General features: G+C 58.4%; 12 protein-coding genes. 5 read left to right on the top strand and 7 right to left on the bottom strand.

What is annotated here, in order from left to right; translation table 11 throughout:
- Nucleotide 1: 1 nt before the first annotated feature.
- Together rfbF and ACI5KX_RS12330 are read right to left on the bottom strand one after the other, a co-directional pair.
- Complete coding sequence (rfbF, locus tag ACI5KX_RS12335) at nucleotides 2–823, bottom strand: glucose-1-phosphate cytidylyltransferase (RefSeq protein ID WP_406810959.1); 822 nt, start codon at nucleotides 821–823, stop codon at nucleotides 2–4.
- 139 nt (nucleotides 824–962) lie between these two features.
- The gene (locus ACI5KX_RS12330) at nucleotides 963–2,534 is read right to left on the bottom strand and encodes an ArnT family glycosyltransferase (protein ID WP_406810958.1); all 1,572 of its coding nucleotides are present in this window, start codon (nucleotides 2,532–2,534) and stop codon (nucleotides 963–965) included.
- Between the two features lie 178 nt (nucleotides 2,535–2,712).
- Between ACI5KX_RS12330 and ACI5KX_RS12325 the strand changes: the two genes are divergently transcribed.
- Genes ACI5KX_RS12325 through ACI5KX_RS12315 form a run of 3 tightly spaced genes read left to right on the top strand, consistent with a single transcriptional unit; the run spans nucleotide 2,713 to nucleotide 5,547 of the window.
- Nucleotides 2,713–3,888 carry a glycosyltransferase family 4 protein gene (locus ACI5KX_RS12325; protein WP_406810957.1) on the top strand — a complete coding sequence of 392 codons (1,176 nt, stop codon included), beginning with the start codon at nucleotides 2,713–2,715 and terminating at the stop codon, nucleotides 3,886–3,888.
- Complete coding sequence (locus ACI5KX_RS12320) at nucleotides 3,885–4,856, top strand: ATP-grasp domain-containing protein (protein ID WP_406810956.1); 972 nt, start codon at nucleotides 3,885–3,887, stop codon at nucleotides 4,854–4,856. The genes ACI5KX_RS12325 and ACI5KX_RS12320 overlap by 4 nt, the downstream gene beginning before the upstream one ends.
- The gene (locus ACI5KX_RS12315; protein ID WP_406810955.1) at nucleotides 4,849–5,547 is read left to right on the top strand and encodes an HAD family hydrolase; all 699 of its coding nucleotides are present in this window, start codon (nucleotides 4,849–4,851) and stop codon (nucleotides 5,545–5,547) included. The genes ACI5KX_RS12320 and ACI5KX_RS12315 overlap by 8 nt, the downstream gene beginning before the upstream one ends.
- A 16-nt stretch (nucleotides 5,548–5,563) precedes the next feature.
- On the opposite strand, the gene ACI5KX_RS12310 is transcribed toward ACI5KX_RS12315, so the two are convergent.
- The 5 genes from ACI5KX_RS12310 to ACI5KX_RS12290 form a co-directional block, all read right to left on the bottom strand.
- The gene (locus ACI5KX_RS12310; RefSeq protein WP_406810954.1) at nucleotides 5,564–6,151 is read right to left on the bottom strand and encodes a sugar transferase; all 588 of its coding nucleotides are present in this window, start codon (nucleotides 6,149–6,151) and stop codon (nucleotides 5,564–5,566) included.
- Nucleotides 6,152–6,180: 29 nt separating this feature from the next.
- Nucleotides 6,181–8,493, bottom strand: coding sequence for a GumC family protein (locus tag ACI5KX_RS12305; RefSeq protein WP_406810953.1), 2,313 nt, complete (start codon nucleotides 8,491–8,493; stop codon nucleotides 6,181–6,183).
- Nucleotides 8,494–8,661: 168 nt separating this feature from the next.
- A complete protein-coding gene (locus ACI5KX_RS12300) occupies nucleotides 8,662–9,819 on the bottom strand; it encodes a glycosyltransferase family 4 protein (RefSeq protein WP_406810952.1) in 1,158 nt (385 codons plus the stop codon).
- Nucleotides 9,816–11,210 (bottom strand): lipopolysaccharide biosynthesis protein, encoded by a 1,395-nt coding sequence (locus tag ACI5KX_RS12295; RefSeq protein ID WP_406810951.1) that lies wholly within the window; start codon nucleotides 11,208–11,210, stop codon nucleotides 9,816–9,818. The genes ACI5KX_RS12300 and ACI5KX_RS12295 overlap by 4 nt, the downstream gene beginning before the upstream one ends.
- Complete coding sequence (locus tag ACI5KX_RS12290; RefSeq protein WP_406810950.1) at nucleotides 11,207–12,559, bottom strand: hypothetical protein; 1,353 nt, start codon at nucleotides 12,557–12,559, stop codon at nucleotides 11,207–11,209. Before ACI5KX_RS12290 ends, ACI5KX_RS12295 begins: the two co-directional genes overlap by 4 nt.
- A 336-nt stretch (nucleotides 12,560–12,895) precedes the next feature.
- Between ACI5KX_RS12290 and ACI5KX_RS12285 the strand changes: the two genes are divergently transcribed.
- Both ACI5KX_RS12285 and ACI5KX_RS12280 read left to right on the top strand, forming a co-directional pair.
- On the top strand, nucleotides 12,896–14,161 hold the full coding sequence (locus ACI5KX_RS12285; RefSeq protein ID WP_406810949.1) for a polysaccharide lyase family 1 protein: 1,266 nt from the start codon (nucleotides 12,896–12,898) through the stop codon (nucleotides 14,159–14,161).
- The gene (locus tag ACI5KX_RS12280; RefSeq protein WP_406810948.1) at nucleotides 14,161–15,357 is read left to right on the top strand and encodes a glycosyltransferase family 4 protein; all 1,197 of its coding nucleotides are present in this window, start codon (nucleotides 14,161–14,163) and stop codon (nucleotides 15,355–15,357) included. The genes ACI5KX_RS12285 and ACI5KX_RS12280 overlap by 1 nt, the downstream gene beginning before the upstream one ends.
- Nucleotides 15,358–15,360 lie beyond the last annotated feature (3 nt).

The raw sequence follows: 15,360 nt of genomic DNA, 5'->3' as shown, positions 1-15,360 counted from the left end.
CTCAGGCGCTCATCAGTTCGGAGGGCATGTCGGTGCTGGTGACCGCCTTACCATGCTCGAAATCCATCCATGGTGGCAGGTCCTGCGCGCCGAGCTTTTCGAGCGTCTCGCGGTCGCGGATTGTGTCCATCGGATGCCAAAATCCATGATGTTTGAAAGCCATCAGTTGGCCGTCACGCGCAATCTTGGTCAGCGGCTCTTTCTCTAGCGGTTCGTCGTCTCCGGTGAGGTAATCAAGCACGCCCGGATCGAAGACGAAGAAGCCGCCATTGATCCACGTCTCATGCTTGCGCACCTTCTCGGTGAACTCGGTCACCTGATCGCCCGTGAGTTCAAGGTTGCCGAAGCGGGCAGGCGGCTGGACCGCAGTGACGGTTGCCAGCTTGTCATGAGAGTTGTGAAATTCGACCAGCTTCCCGATATCGATATTTCCCACACCGTCGGAGTAGGTGACCATGAAAGGTTCGTCGCCGATCCAGTCGCGGAGGCGCCGGACGCGGCCGCCCGTCATGGTCGTTAGCCCGGTATCCACCACCGACACGCGCCAGTCGAGCTTGCTGGTTGGTTTCAGGCTCATTTCGCCATCGCCGATCCCGATGGTGAAATCGTTGTTCATCAGGTGCAAATCCTGGAAGAACTTCTTGATCAGCATCGCCTTGTATCCGCAGGCGACAATGAAATCTCCGAAACCGAAGCGGTCATAGATGTCCATGACGTGGAGCATGATCGGTCGCCCTGCGACCTCGACCATGGGCTTCGGAATCCGGGTAGTTTCTTCGGCCAGGCGTGAACCCAGCCCTCCAGCTAATAGGACAACCTTCATCGCCTTTCCCCTTGATGCGCAGGTGAAGTTGGCGCGGACGCCTGCGAGATGCTCATGAATTCTAGGGGAGAGGCCCGTTCCTTCGAAGGGGGCATCCGGATTAGGCTGCTTGAGCCAGCGAATTGACCCTTGTGGCTAGTTATGGCGAGCGGATATTTCTTGCCGGTACATAGAGGTCGAAACCCTGTGCAACCGAGGTATTGGTATAGGTTTCGTAGCCCCGTGATCTCGCATAATCGGCGAGCGCGCGCTCGATCGGCTCTGCGCGGTTCACCAATATCCCATCTGGTTGATCCGCATCCAGAAAGGCCTCGAGTCCAGTAGGCGAGGTTGTGCGGTAATACACTCTATCCGCTTCGGATATGTAGGGCGCGACACGGAACACGAACTGGCCCGCCGCGAATTCCGGATAGATCGAAAACCCGCCCTCAAGGGCAAAGACCGGTGTCAGTGTGGCAACCCGTGCACCACGGGCGAGGCCCGCTTCATCGGCCGTCTTCATGACCTCCCTTTTGAGTGCCAAGGTCTCCCAGGCAGACGTTTTGCGGAATTCCATGAGTCCGGGCACAATTCGGGATGCGCCCGTGAGCACTCCGAGCAAGGCCACCGCTACCATGATCGGAAGGATCGCGTTGCGACCGTCCTCTCGCGCTACATCTGCTAGCACAACAAAAAGCAGCACGAGGAAGGGGATCGGGGGCACGAAGTACTGTGGAAATGAAGGAGTCGGTACAAACGCGACCACTCCGCCGCCGATCAGCAGGCTCGATAGCACGATCAGACGCCAGTCTAGCAGCGAGCGCCAGCTGGATTTCAAAAGGATTTTTGCGGTCAAGATTGCCGATGCCGCAATCGCCAGCATGAATGTGCCACGAAACCAGATAAGTTCGGCAAGAAGCACCTTCTCGGCCGGATTTACGGTCTGTGGAACGTCTGCGTCCCGCCAATACGCGGTTTGCAATTCGGTGAAGTACCGCAAGGTGTGCGCCAGAAATCCTTGAGGATCGAGTGCAAGGTGGACGAGCACAGGCGCGCCTCCAATCACCCCGCCGATTGCGAGCGGCACGAACGATCGCATGATCCTTTCCCGCCATGATCTCTGCTGCGGGGAAAAGAGCGTCGCAAGGGCGAAGAGGGGAGCCACGATCACGAAATTGGCTTTCATGCCGATTGTCAATGAGACCAACACTCCGGCAAGGAATGCGCTGCCGCTGCGCGGCATTTCATCGTCAAGAGCTCCCAAGAGGAAGTAAAAAGCGAAAAAGACGAGGGGGATGGGCAGAAAATTGTTAGAGGCGAGCATACCCGAGGGGCCGAGCAAGAGCACATTTCCGAGGATCAACGCGGCGGCGGCAAAGAACACCTCAACACCCAACCGCAATCGCCTGACGATCAGCCAGAGCCCGAGGATGGCTGCAATCCAGCCCGAAAAAACGACAAGGCGCGCGACGAAAAGGAAGTGATCGGTCCCCGTGAGGGAAAACACACCCGCCATCAAATAGGCGAGGTTTGGCAGGTGGTTGTAACCCAGATCGCGATAGAGATCGCCATTTCCTACCTGGCTGGCGACAGAGACGAACATATTCTCGTCGCGGTTATGCGGATAGGCAAGCAAGCGGCCTGCCAGTCCCAGAAGAACCATGCCAAGCAACGCATATCCCAATACAGCGCCTTTGGGATCAACCGAGGGTTTGTCTTCAACGGCCGACACGCACTACATCTCCGGTTGACGCGATACTGTTCGATCACTGTGATGCCCCCGCCATCCGCCACTTACGAGGACAATGACGAGTTAACTACTCTGGATGGGTAGACGGCGCTCATCACGAAACCGCGCAGGTTCCCAAATGGGTTAGACCCAATGCACTCGCGTGTTCCGTCCCGCTGTCATGCTAGGCTGGGCCCCAATTCATAAATTACAGGAGCCTTGCGCTTTGAGCCCCCGTAAGATCGCGATCCTTGTTACAGGCCTCGGCCCCGGTGGAGCAGAGCGCGTGATCGCGCAACTGGCGGAGCACTGGTCTAATCGCGGCCACGAGATAACCGTTTTCACATTCGATGCTCCGGCGGATAAGATCTTTCACCCGCTGCCGGCATCAGTCAGGATTCGGCGGCTCGATTGCCCCAAGGCCGGGTTGGCGGGATACTTGCAGCGATTGCTCCGACTGACGCGTGCGCTTCGAACGGTCAGAGCCGACATTCTCGTCTCGTTTCTGACCAAGAACAACTTGCTCGCCTCGATTGCCAAAACAGGCACGCATCTCGATTGGATTCCTTGCGAACGAAACAATCCGGAACGGCAGAAAACGCATCCGATGTGGAACAGGATGCTGCATTTTGCATATCGTCGGGCCGATGCGATCGTTTGCCAGACCAATGGTGTACGTCGTTGTTTTCCTGCCGCTACTCAGGACAGGATCGCTGTCATACCCAATCCGATCAAGCCCATGGACCGGCGAGAGCGCGGTCGGGGAACCAGGATCGCCGCGGTGGGCAGGCTCGATCGACAAAAAGGTTTCGACCTGTTGGTCGATGCCTTTGCCCGGATCGCGCCCCGACACACGGAATGGTCGCTCGATATCTGGGGCGAAGGGCCTGAAAGACACTCGCTCCAGAGGCAGATTGAGTCACGAGGCATGACAGGTCGGATACATCTTCGCGGGGTATCGGATCGACCGGGCGGTTGGATGGAGGAATGCGACATCTTTGTCCTCGCTTCACGCTATGAGGGATTTCCCAACGTCCTCGGCGAAGCGATGTCCGCAGGCTTGCCGGTGATCGCGACGAATTGCGATTTTGGCCCCTCCGAAATGGTCAAGCACGGGCGCAACGGCTTGATCGTATCTCCGGGTAACAAAGCGAGCCTCGCTGCGGCACTGGATCGGTTGATTTCCGACGAGGCCCTGCGCCGCCAACTTGCGGAGGAAGCGCCCGCAGCTGTGAAAGGATTTGCTACCGCCGATGTGATGAGGAAATGGGATCGCCTCATCGCTGCAGTTGCTGATGGCCGCAATTCATCGGATCGGATTGTGACCGAGGCTCACGAGGTACATCCGGCACAATGAGCGACGCAACGCTCCCGATCCTTTTCACGTCCGCCGGACGCAGGGTCGAATTGACTCGATGTTTCAGAGTCGCCGCCGAAAAACTCGGTCTCACGATCGATGTGCACGCGTGCGATATGGATCCACGATTGAGTGCGGCATGCAATGATGCAGATCATTCCTTTGCAGTTCCACGTTGTGACGCGCCGGAATACATCGACGTTCTCTACGAATACTGCCGGGAACATTCGATCCGTATCCTCGTACCGACGATAGACCCTGAATTGATGCCTCTAGCCCAGGCGCGGAAGCGCTTTGCGGATATCGGGACCTGGTTGCATGTCAGTGGTCCCGACACGATTGCGATCGTGCGAGACAAAGCCAAGACTGCCGAGATATTGGGTCGGGCCGGTGTCCCAGTGCCAAAGACCGCCTCGGCGGAAGTCGCTCGCGGCGCACCTGATGAGTGGTCATGGCCCGTATTCATGAAACCTTCCGGAGGTAGCGCGAGCCGGGGGATCGGTCTCATCGAGGACCCTTCGCAGATCGCACGACACTATCCCGAGCCCATGATCGTGCAGGAGTTTCTGCAGGGCGACGAATTCACAATCAACATTTACGTCGACGCGAATGGCGAACTCGTCGCTGCTATTCCGCACAAGCGCCTTTCGGTTCGCGCCGGCGAAGTCGAGAAAGGGTGTACCGTCTCGCGCCCTGATATCTGCGAGATCGCCGAGAAGCTCGTCGCTGCGTTGCCCGATCCGACCGGCGTGATGTGTTTCCAATTGGTGGATGACCATCAGCGCGGGCCTAGAGTATTCGAGATAAACGCGCGTTTTGGCGGAGGATATCCGCTGGCCGATCACGCTGGCGGCCGCTTCGCTGAAAGCCTCCTAGCAAGGGTCACGGGAAAGCCGGAATGCGCGAGCGATGATTGGCGCGCAGACGTCCTCATGACACGCTACGACGCGGCGATCTTCAGTGGTTGAGGGAGTCCGGATCGATGCGAGAGTGGTGGTCTTCGATATGGACGATACGCTCTACCTCGAACGAGATTTCGCGCGCAGTGGTTTTGCAGCCATCGGGCGGGAATTCGGTGACCGGTTCGATGGCGACGCATTCGCGCAGATTTGCGCGGCATTGCTCCTTGCGGGAGCGCGCGGGAATATCTTCGATCTCGCCTTGCGCGAACTCGGTGTCACTCCTCCTGATGGCCTTATCGGGGAGATGGTCGATGCATACCGCCGACATCGGCCGGACATACGCCTCTGCGCGGACGTCGAGCGCTTCCTGTCGCAGCTTGGATCAGCTCCGACAGGATTGATCAGTGACGGTCCAGGTCAAACTCAGAAGGCCAAAGTCGCGGCTCTCGGACTGGCGGGACGGATCGATCACATAGTTCTTACCGGCGAGTGGCCGGAAGGCTTTGGCAAGCCCCATCCGCGCGCCTTCGAGCATGTGCAGAATTCGACCGGATTTCCAGCGTGCGAACACGTCTACATAGCCGACAACGCAGCAAAGGACTTCCTCGCGCCGAAGGGACTAGGCTGGCAAACGGTACAGATCCTGAGGGAGGGGCGGGTACATACGGGTCTGCCACCCAGCTCCGATCATGCTGCCACCCATCTGATCTCAAGCTTTGACGAATTGCGTATCGTAACGAGGCAGGGCGCAGACTAAGCTCTGACGTTCCCGCTCAGGTTCGATCGCTGGTCCCTTTCGGCTTGAGCGCAGGGCGCGTCTCTCTTTCACCGAAGATCATGACCGCGAAGGTCCGCATGAGGATCTGTAGATCGAGCCAAATATTCCGGTTTTCGACATACCAAAGATCCAGCTCGATCTTGCGATCGAGCGAGAGCAAGGTGTTGCCATTGACTTGCGACCAACCGGTTAGGCCGGGACGAACTATTCCCCGTTCGACGCCGCGAGCGCCGAGTTGCTCGATTGTCTCCGGTAAAAGAGGGCGAGGGCCGACAAAGGCGAGCTCGCCGCGAACTATGTTCCACAGGCCGGGCAATTCGTCGAGCCGACTGCGCCTCAAAAACATACCGATTGCGGTTACGCGCAGCTCGTCCGGTAACAGCGAGCCATCATCGGCCCGACTATCCCGCATGCTGCGCAGTTTCAGCATGACGAAGGAACTTCCGTTGAGACCCGCTCTTCGCTGGCGGAACAATACGGGCGAACCCATGGAAATGCGCACCCCCAGCGCCAGAACTAGGATCAGTGGAGCGGCGGCAAGCAGGAGCCCCGCAGCGGCGATCCTCGACATCAGGTTGCCCATGGCTCAGGCCCCTCCTTCAAGATCGGGATTCAGGCCGCACGGTTAGCCTTGCCGAAGAACCGCGCAATTCGCTCTCTCAGAGTTTCGAAGCGCGTTGGCGGATCGTAGTAGCTCGAATAGTAATCGGAAGAATCGACGTAGAACTGAACTGAATCACCATAGCGACGACGCGCATGTTCAGCGTAATCGACATGGTCGAAGATCACTCCTTTCGGGCGAAAGCTGAGCAGTTGCAGCGCCGCGCGCATCTGTTCACTCGTTGTCCGTCCCCAGCGCGCGACCATGATGGTTTGGTCGGCAAAATCGCACAGCGCCCGCGCATCGCGCACGGCCAGCGTTGCCGGTGCGTTGATTACGATGAAGTCGAACCGTTCGCGCAGGGCCGTAATAAGTTCGCTCAGTTTGCGAGACGCGATCATGGAGTTTGGATGATCGACTTTCCGGCTGGCGCTGAGGACATTGACTGCGTTGAGCGGCTCAGATTCGACATCCCCGTTTTCCAAGGTGTTCAGTGTGAGCGGAAGCAACGTATCGAGTTCAATCTTCCCAGCGATCAGATCGAGCAAATCGGGAGCATCGATCGTATCCTGCAACTGCTGAACCATACCTCGTTTTCTCAGGTCAAGATCAAGCACCAGGGTCTTGTCACCGACCGCAGTGCCGGCTGCTGCCAGAGTAACGGACACAGTCGACTTCCCATCCCCAGGCAGGGGCGAGGTTACCAACACGACCTGTGACCCACTGGTCTCTCGCAACCCGCGAACGTCGCTGTATGCGGACCGAGCTACCTCGGCGAAGAGCGAATGCGGATCTTCGATGACCGGGTTGTCGTTCGGATCGTCCTCGGACAGTTCCTTGGGCATCAAGGGCAACATGCCAAATGTCGGAAGATTGAAATAGCGACTGATATTGGCTGCAGTCCGCAGCCGGTCATCCAGGAATTCTCGCGTGAACGCGACCATGAATCCCATAGTAAGCGACGCCAGAAGGGCAAAGAGCGTAGTCTTGATGGGAGTTGGCGATACCGCATCGAAACTCGGCACAGCAGGCGAGACCATCGAGGACGACACCCCTTCAAGCTGCATTTGTGCCTGAACCTGCTCAACACGTGCGGCAATGGACTGGAATGCTTCGTCGGCAAGTTCCGCTGTCCGGACGAGCTCGTTCAGTTCGACGGAATTGGCGACATTCTGAAAGGCCCGATTCTCGAGAGTAGACGCAATTCCAGCGAGGCGCGCGGCGGTTGCGGCATCCCGGGATGCTTCGCTCTGGGCCAGTCCCACCATCCGATCCGCATTCGCGGCGTTCACCTCTGCAGCAGCAGCACGAGCCTGCTGACGCTCGATGTCGATATTGGCCTCAACAGCCGAAAGTTCTGAAGTCACGCGGACCATATCCGGATGGTTCGGTCCGAAGTTGGGAGCCATTCGCGATTGTTCGGCGAGCAGCTGCGCCCGCTGGCGTTGCAGCTGTTCGAGTGCCGGAGAACTTGCCTGCGCGGTGCTCGATATCGAGGATGCTGCGGAGACCCCGCTTGCCCGTGCGGCCGAACCTGCGCGAGCCGAACTTGCAGTAGCCGATGCCGCCGCGATGCGGTTCAGTTGGGAGAAATCCTCAATTCCTCCTGCGCCGACAAGCATCCTGTTTTCCTTCCGGAAATCGGCGACCTTCTTGGAGGCTTCGAGCGCGGTACGCTCTCGTTCGCTAAGCTCTCTTTGCAGTTCTTCCAAAAGCTCCGCGCGGCGCTCGTTGACAATCGAATTTCGAACCGTCCCCACCGACTCCGGTAGCTGGTTTGCAATTTTGGCGGAAAGTTCGGGCGATTGCGACGACACGGTAACCTGCAAGAGGTCGGAGTTCGGTTCGGTCGTCACATCGATCATCGACAAAAGCGTGTTCGTGGCGCGCTGCCGAAGCTCTGCTCTCGTTCCGCTCGTGTCCTGCAGCTCATTAAGGAACGCAGGGTCCTCAAGCAGATTAAGATCGTCGAGAACCCGCTCCGCAGAAGAACGCGAGCGATGCAGGCGCACGGAATTCGAGACACGCTGATTATTGCGAGAACCGATATCTGCCTGGTTCAGGCCGACCTCGTCGATGAGCTCAACCTGCACATGCGCCGTTGAGCGATAGATCTTGGGCGATAGCAATTGCTGGGCGAGGACCGACAGCGTCACGATCGATACGATGGCAATGATCATGAACTTGTGTCGGTTCGCAATGCGGATCAGATCGCGTAGCGTAACCGGCGCATTGTTGGCCGGCATCATTCCGTGCGGATCGATGGGGAGATTGGGCGCAAGCGAAGCCGAAGGCTGCGGTGTCGGCGTTAGCGCTTGTGACATTGATCCATCCCGTGTTCTCGAACAATTCCAGGCGCGAATGAGAATGCGTTGGGCGATCCCCGTAGCTCGCGCGAGAGTTCACGGCATTATGCGGACAAACGACCGCCATTCATAAAGGGCATACGGGGGACAGGCGGGGCATTAATCGTAGCCCTTTCGGCTCAGGCATTACCCTTTCGGGGCAAGCGAGTGGTAGAGTTCAAGGTGCATAGCTGCGGTCTTTTCGACCGAGTGCAGTTCACCTGCCTCCCGTGCACCCTTAGAAAGGGCTGCATAGAGCTGCTGATCTCCGACTAAACGCATGATCGCATCCGCGAGGGCTTTCGGCTGGTTGTGAGCAATCAGGAGGCCGTCAACTTCGTGCGAGATCAGGTCGCGGTTGCCCGGAACGTCGGTTGCAACCACCGGCAATGCCATGGCCATCGCTTCGAGCATCGCTACCGATTGGCCCTCATAGTTGGAGGTGTTCAGAAACACATCCGCCTGCGCGAGCAAGTCCGGGACGTCGGATCGCTCGCCGAGAAACTCGACAACCTCGCTCAGGCCTAGGCTTTCGACCTTCCGCCGAAGGCCTTCGAGACCATCGCCCGCGCCTGCAATCTTGAAGCGTGCAAGAGGGCGGTCCTCAGCACGCGTATGCAATTCGCAGGCCGTCGCGATCAGGAGGTCATAGTTCTTCTGTTCGGAAATCGCCCCCACACTGATGATTCCAAGGGGTTTTTTGGGCGCGCTGCGATCTGTCTTCGTAAGGAAGCTGCTTGAGACACCGTTGGAGATACGCCTAGCCGGTGTGCGGCACTGCGATTTATAGATTTCTTCTGTTTCGGCGCTGATCGCCACGTAGCCATCCACCACACTGTCGATGTATCGGAAGAAGGCCTTGGGGAACGACAGCCGGCTGTTGTGATGGGTGAAGACAATGGGGCCGTCAAAGCGGGATAATGCCAACATCGGTATCGCGCGGACCGTATGGGCGTGAACGATGTCGGGCGTATTCTGGCCAAGTAGTCTGTTCAGTGAAAGCATGCCTGAAATCGGATCGCGCCAACGGTTGAGATCGAGCGAAACGAAGCGTCCGCCATCCTCAGCGATCTGGGTCGCCATTCGGCGCTCGGTTTCGGGTGAATTCCCGACTGCGCTCGCATTGCACAGAGCGATAACGGTGTGATTCACGCCCATGTCGGCGAAACAGCGGTTCAACCCCGACACAAGGCTCTCCGCCCCGCCGGTCGTCAGGCTGGTGATGATCGACCAAAGCTCGAGCGGTTGAGTAGCGGGCCACGCTTCCCGTTCTTCCGAGGCCATCTGCGACACGGCAATATTCACCGTTCCGCCTCCTTCCCGGCGAGCTTTAGGTCCCGCCAGAGAGTGGCATCGAGCAACCCTGCGGTCACAAGTCCAAAAGCAATATGCGCAAAGTTTGCTCCGATCGCCCCGAAATGAGGGATCATTACGAAAGCGGTGATAAAGAAAATGGCCGTCGAAAGAGCGGCGACGGCAAGCACGAATGTCGGGCGATCCATTGCGAGCAAGGCGGACCGCGAAGGCGCAGCGTGCAGGATGAGCATCACCGCGACCAACTGCGCTATCAACAATGGGAAGGCAGCCACAAACTCAGGCCCGAAAGCGAAACCGAGGATCGGCTTGCCAAGCAGCCAGATTCCAACGATCGCCGCCACTGCAAACCCGCCGAGAAGCACCTGGACCCATTTCACGATCCGCGAGAAGTCCCTGAGGTCCGCGCGTGCCCACAAACGCGCGAGGTCGGGATAGGCTATCATCTGCACCAAATCGCCGACCTGCTGGGCAACTTTCGCAATACGCCTCGCGAGGAAGTAAAGGCCGGCCCCGGCCGGCCCGACAAAGAAACCGACGAGCAAGGTATCTGCCTCATGCGTGAGAGTTCGCAAGGTAGAGGAGAGATTGGTCGAGAATGCGAACTTCAAAAAGCCTGGGAAGCTTTCCGGCAGGCCGCGCCAGCTTACCGAAAAGAGGCTGGGAACGCTCTGTTCCTTCAAGCTCCGCCAGCCCATCACATTGAATATTGCCGCGTCGAAAATCTGCATCGCAGCCCACAGGACCACGAAGCCTAACAGCCCGAATCCGTTGACCAGAAGTACGAATGCAATTCCCAGTCGCGCCAGACCGGAAATTGCCTGGATATAGGCCAGCGTCTTGAACTTGCCTGCCATGCGCAAAGCAGCGCTCGACATGCCGCGAATATTGCACGCAATTGCCACAGCGTAGATCGCTACAAGCCCGGACTGGTCGCTCTCAAGCCCGATCAAGGGGCCGATCAGGAATCCTGCAGCAATGGCGACCAGAGCTGCTGCGGCAGCGGCGCCGATGTCCAGCAGCAAGCCATAGGCATACAGGCGAGCGATTTTCGAGCCGTCGCCCGTGATTTCCTCGGCAGCGACAAAGCGGACCAGCGGTTGCCAGGATTCGAACCGCAAAAGACGCTCGCTCACTCGACCGATAGCGAGAATCAGAACGAAGGCACCAAAGTCTTTTGGGCCAAGGGCGCGTGCCGCGAGCGAAATGCTCCCGAACATGATGATTGCAACGCCGACATTGCCCCCCAGCAAATGGAGCAGGCTCTCGAAACGCTGGCGCAGGAGTTTTTTGCCTCCTTCTCCCCGCGCTGCACTTGCTTCGTTCGAAACCGACCCGGGCCTCTTCGCAGGCACCCCTCCTTCAGACGCGGTTATGCTCATTTCGGCACCGATCCGGGCTGCAAGCCAGGTCCGTGTGGCGAATGAACATCCTGAGATGTCGGGTGAGGGGAAAACGGCAACCGTTTCGTCGCCATATAGAAGGAAAAAGTCAGAACCACCGGACCGAACCAGTGCCTGGCATACATGTGCGGCAAAGACATCGTGTAAAGCAGGATCACGACAAGAACCGCGAAGCACGCCGCCCCGCCCACATGGTCCGTACGGCCGACCATGATCGAAGCAGAAAACAGGCAGAGTAGGAGGGTTGTGAGACCGATAAGGGAAATCGCGCCCCCTTCATTCAACAACAACAGAGCGAGATTGTGAACGGGGGCTCCGTGGATGCTCGCTTCGCGAAACTTGTCGACACCCATGCCGATAAGGAGGTGAGGATCGGCAAGTGTCCAAGCCTCGGCGATGAGAGCCGATCGACCTGCAAAAGTGCCCGCCTTGCTCAAATCCAGCCCGACGACCGCCTCGGCCACCCGTTCGACGAAGATCTGAGGCAGAGGCCCACCCAGTCCGATATAGAGCACTGCAATGACCAGCAGCGGCATCCCGATCGACTTGAATCCGTTCGACCAGGTCAGGATCCCGATCAGACCGAGCGAAGCGGCGAGTGCAAGCAGCGACGTGAAACTGGCGCTGAATAGCAGGCCGGCGCCGACAATCGCAGCAATGAGCGCACCAAGGAACGGATGAATGCGGCGGTCGATCATTGCCAAGACGAGGAAAACCAGAGCGAAAACGCATACTGCCCCGTTGGCGTTGGGTTCGGCAGTCATCGCACCGATACGATCATTTCCACGAACGACCGTTCGTCCGACATAGGGCACCACCGCATCGTAACCGAACCATTTCAGGGCAATGATGCCCAGCACCTGTGAAGTCGCGACGCCATAAGTGAACGCAAGGGTCGCCTTGCCGAGGAAATCGCGATCGAAACTCGTCAGGACGAGTGGGACAAACAGGAAGACGATCAAATATTGGCTCGCGACGATGGACCACCGCAGCGTCTGATCGTGGACGATCGAACCAACGAAGAGCCCCCCGATCAGCATCAAAACACCCACCATCCAAAGCGAGGTAAGGCGCCCGAAGAATGCCGGGTTCAGGCGGCCCGCAAGCAAAAGGGCGACGAGCGCGAGAATAAAGGCACCATCCGACAACGTGAAGTTGAGCGCGGGTATGCGCACCAACTGCCACGACAAGAAGAAGCAGGCGATCAGGACTATCCAGCGCGCCGCCGAGTAGATCGTTGCGAATCCATCTGGCGCATAGGCCGCGGGCGGAAGTGGCCTTCCACCAATTTCCAGTCCAAGACCCCGCTGCTCCGTCGCAGTTAACATCCCCCGACAGTGCCCCGATATTTGCGCTTTGGCAAAGGGACCTAGGGCCAACGGCTGGGGCATTGGCAGTACATCATTTGGCGGTTGGGGGCAGCTGTGCATCTCTAATTGAGGACTGTCGACGGAGGAAAGCGAAGCGTAATCATGAGTGATCTTTGAGATTTCTGAGAGACGCGCCAGTCGAGCGGACGCGCCGAGACGATGGACGGTTTGAACAGGTTGGATTCCTCTATTCCGGGTAAATTTGCTGCCTCGGTCCAGCTTGCAGTCTTGCTGATTGCGCTCGCGGCAGCGTCCTGTTCGAACGCCGCAAACCAGTCGCCCGAATTCCCGGAAGTGGAGGCGACCGATATTTCTTCCGCTCCTCCGCATGCGGCCGTTTTCCCAGCAGCGATCGGATATGGGGCCTCCAGTCGCGGCGGCGAGGGCGGCGCGATAATCGCGGTGACAAACCTGCGTGACAGCGGACCCGGATCTTATCGGGCATGCGTCGAGGCCTCAGGTCCGCGGGTTTGCGTCTTCCGCGTCGATGGCGTGATCAGGTTTACCGGGCGTCCGCCTATCATTCGCCAGCCCTATCTCACGATCGCCGGGCAGACGGCACCAGGAGTCGGCATCACGCTCACGCATTCCGGCGGGAATGACGGTCGAACACCCCTGGTGATAAAGAACACGCATGATGTGATCGTTCGGCATATCCGTGTTCGCCTTGATCGCGATGGGGGCGACCGCCGGGCAGAAGACGCCATCACGATCGAAAATAGTCGCAACGTGATCATCGATCATGTCAGTGCTTCAGGAGCGCGTGACGAAATCATCAATGGACACGGGAACAACGACAACATCACGATCAGCCACTCGATTTTTTCGTACGGCGTGCCGCGTCACGACAAATGTGCGCTTCTGGCCAGCGATCCGGTCGACCCGGTCAATCTGAGCTTCGTCGGCAACGTCTGCGCCCACAATGGCGATCGCAATCCCGACGCCAATTTTCCACCCGGCTCCTGCGTGGAGGTGATCAATAACCAATTCTACAACGCGCAATCCGAATTTGCGGAAGTGTGGGAAGGTGAAGGCGGCACTCCCATTTCCATTGTTGGCAACAGCTTTATCGCTGGGCCGGACACCCGCCCGTCGAGCGTAGGCATCGAGAACGATCACCGAGGGTCGACCGGAAGGGCGAAGATATTCGCTGCGGAGAACCGGTTTGTCGGGGAATTCACCCGGATAAGCGCGAATGCAATCGAGGTCCTGACCGATGCCCCACCATGCAAGCTCACGCTTGCCCCCATCGCGGCAACAACCGCCTCCGAGATCGTGCTCAAAGGCGCGGGAGCATACCCGCGCGACGCAATCGACCGCCAGGTTGTGGACGAGATCAGGACCCGCTCGGGACGTATTGGCTACCTTCCCCGCAACTTCGCGCAATCGAGCGGCGCGAAGGCTTACCCGGACCGAGATCAGGATGGAATGGACGACGATTGGGAGCGTCAATCAGGCGCAGACCCGAACCGGGCGGATTCCTGGGAGATCCCCGACGGTGACGGAATATCGCGTTTCGAGGCATTCCTCGCATTTCGGGAAAAAGAGTTGCAACGGTGATGCAAGCCTCCGCCGCATCCTCCCGATCGAAGTCCGGAGCCAGCGTTGGGGCGGTGCCTGTCTCGGATCGGCGCCTGACGGTATTCTATCCAATGGCCGGGGATACGATGGGGGGAAGCCATGTCTCGCTGCTTGGCTTGCTCGAAGGCCTCGATCCCGCAAATGTTCGCATCATCGTCGGTCTTGAAGTACCGGACGGCAGGCTGGCCGAGCATTACAGCGCATTCGAGCAAGTCAGTGATCCCGCGCCGCCGAAGACACCATTCAAAGCCGGAGAACCTTTCGGAATAAAGAGCGCTCTGAGCACGCTAACAGGATTGCGGCAACGTTGTGCGTTCCTCAAAGAGAACGACATCGATATCGTGCACACAAACGACGGACGCACGCACGCGACCTGGGCCTTGGCAACCAAGCTCGCGAACAAGAAGCTGCTCTGGCATCATCGCGGCAATCCCAATGCACGTGGTTCACGCCATGTCGCGCGCTGGCTCGCGGACCGCATCATCACTGTCTCCTCTTTTGCGATGCCGACCCAGGAATTGGTCGCGTCCGGCAAAGCAAGGGTAGTCCACAGTCCATTCGACGTTTCGATCAGTGTGGACCGCGAGCTTGCGCGAAAGCGGATTTGCAATGAATTCGGGTTGGCCGAAGACACAATAATATGCGGGTATTTCGGCACGTTTATCGATCGAAAACGCCCGCTCGCCTTCGTCGACGCCGTTGTCGAATTGAGCAAGCTGACATCGCGTCCGGTCAAGGGGTTGCTTTTCGGTGAAGCGACCAATGAAATCGAAGCATTGTCCATCGCCGGCAAGATCGCCGAGAGTAAGGGGCTGGCTTTGGACGTTGGATACCGGTCGCCGGGGCATGAGTGGATGAGCGGGTGCGATCTCTTATTGGTCCCTGCGATCGACGAACCGCTTGGGCGCACGTTGGTGGAAGCGATGCTGGTGGGGACCCCTGTCGTTGCAACGAATTCGGGAGGAAATCCCGAAGCGTTGGCCGGCGAATGCGGCGTGCTGGTGCCGGATCTAAAGGCTCAGACAATGGCCGAGGCAGCGATCCAGCTGTTGAACGACGATGAGCGACGGCATTCGATGCTCGAAAGGGCCAAGCGCGTCTCGCGCGAAAAATTCTCGCGCGAGCGCCATGTGAACGAGGTCTTGGAGGTGTATCGCGAATTGATAGCTCGCTGAGAT

This window comes from Erythrobacter sp. GH1-10, assembly GCF_045363165.1.
GTDB lineage: Bacteria > Pseudomonadota > Alphaproteobacteria > Sphingomonadales > Sphingomonadaceae > Erythrobacter.
The sequence above is the reverse complement of the archived record's forward strand: the minus strand, read 5'-3'. Positions and strand labels throughout refer to the sequence as shown.

Bases quoted from the DNA above. Each gene is read 5' to 3' on its own strand.
- ACI5KX_RS12290 (WP_406810950.1), bottom strand. From the start codon at position 12,559: ATGTTAACTGCGACGGAGCAGCGGGGTCTTGGACTGGAAATTGGTGGA.
- ACI5KX_RS12325 (WP_406810957.1), top strand. From the start codon at position 2,713: ATGCTAGGCTGGGCCCCAATTCATAAATTACAGGAGCCTTGCGCTTTG.
- ACI5KX_RS12305 (WP_406810953.1), bottom strand. From the start codon at position 8,493: ATGTCACAAGCGCTAACGCCGACACCGCAGCCTTCGGCTTCGCTTGCG.
- rfbF (WP_406810959.1), bottom strand. From the start codon at position 823: ATGAAGGTTGTCCTATTAGCTGGAGGGCTGGGTTCACGCCTGGCCGAA.
- ACI5KX_RS12310 (WP_406810954.1), bottom strand. From the start codon at position 6,151: ATGGGCAACCTGATGTCGAGGATCGCCGCTGCGGGGCTCCTGCTTGCC.
- ACI5KX_RS12295 (WP_406810951.1), bottom strand. From the start codon at position 11,210: ATGAGCATAACCGCGTCTGAAGGAGGGGTGCCTGCGAAGAGGCCCGGG.
- ACI5KX_RS12280 (WP_406810948.1), top strand. From the start codon at position 14,161: ATGCAAGCCTCCGCCGCATCCTCCCGATCGAAGTCCGGAGCCAGCGTT.
- ACI5KX_RS12320 (WP_406810956.1), top strand. From the start codon at position 3,885: ATGAGCGACGCAACGCTCCCGATCCTTTTCACGTCCGCCGGACGCAGG.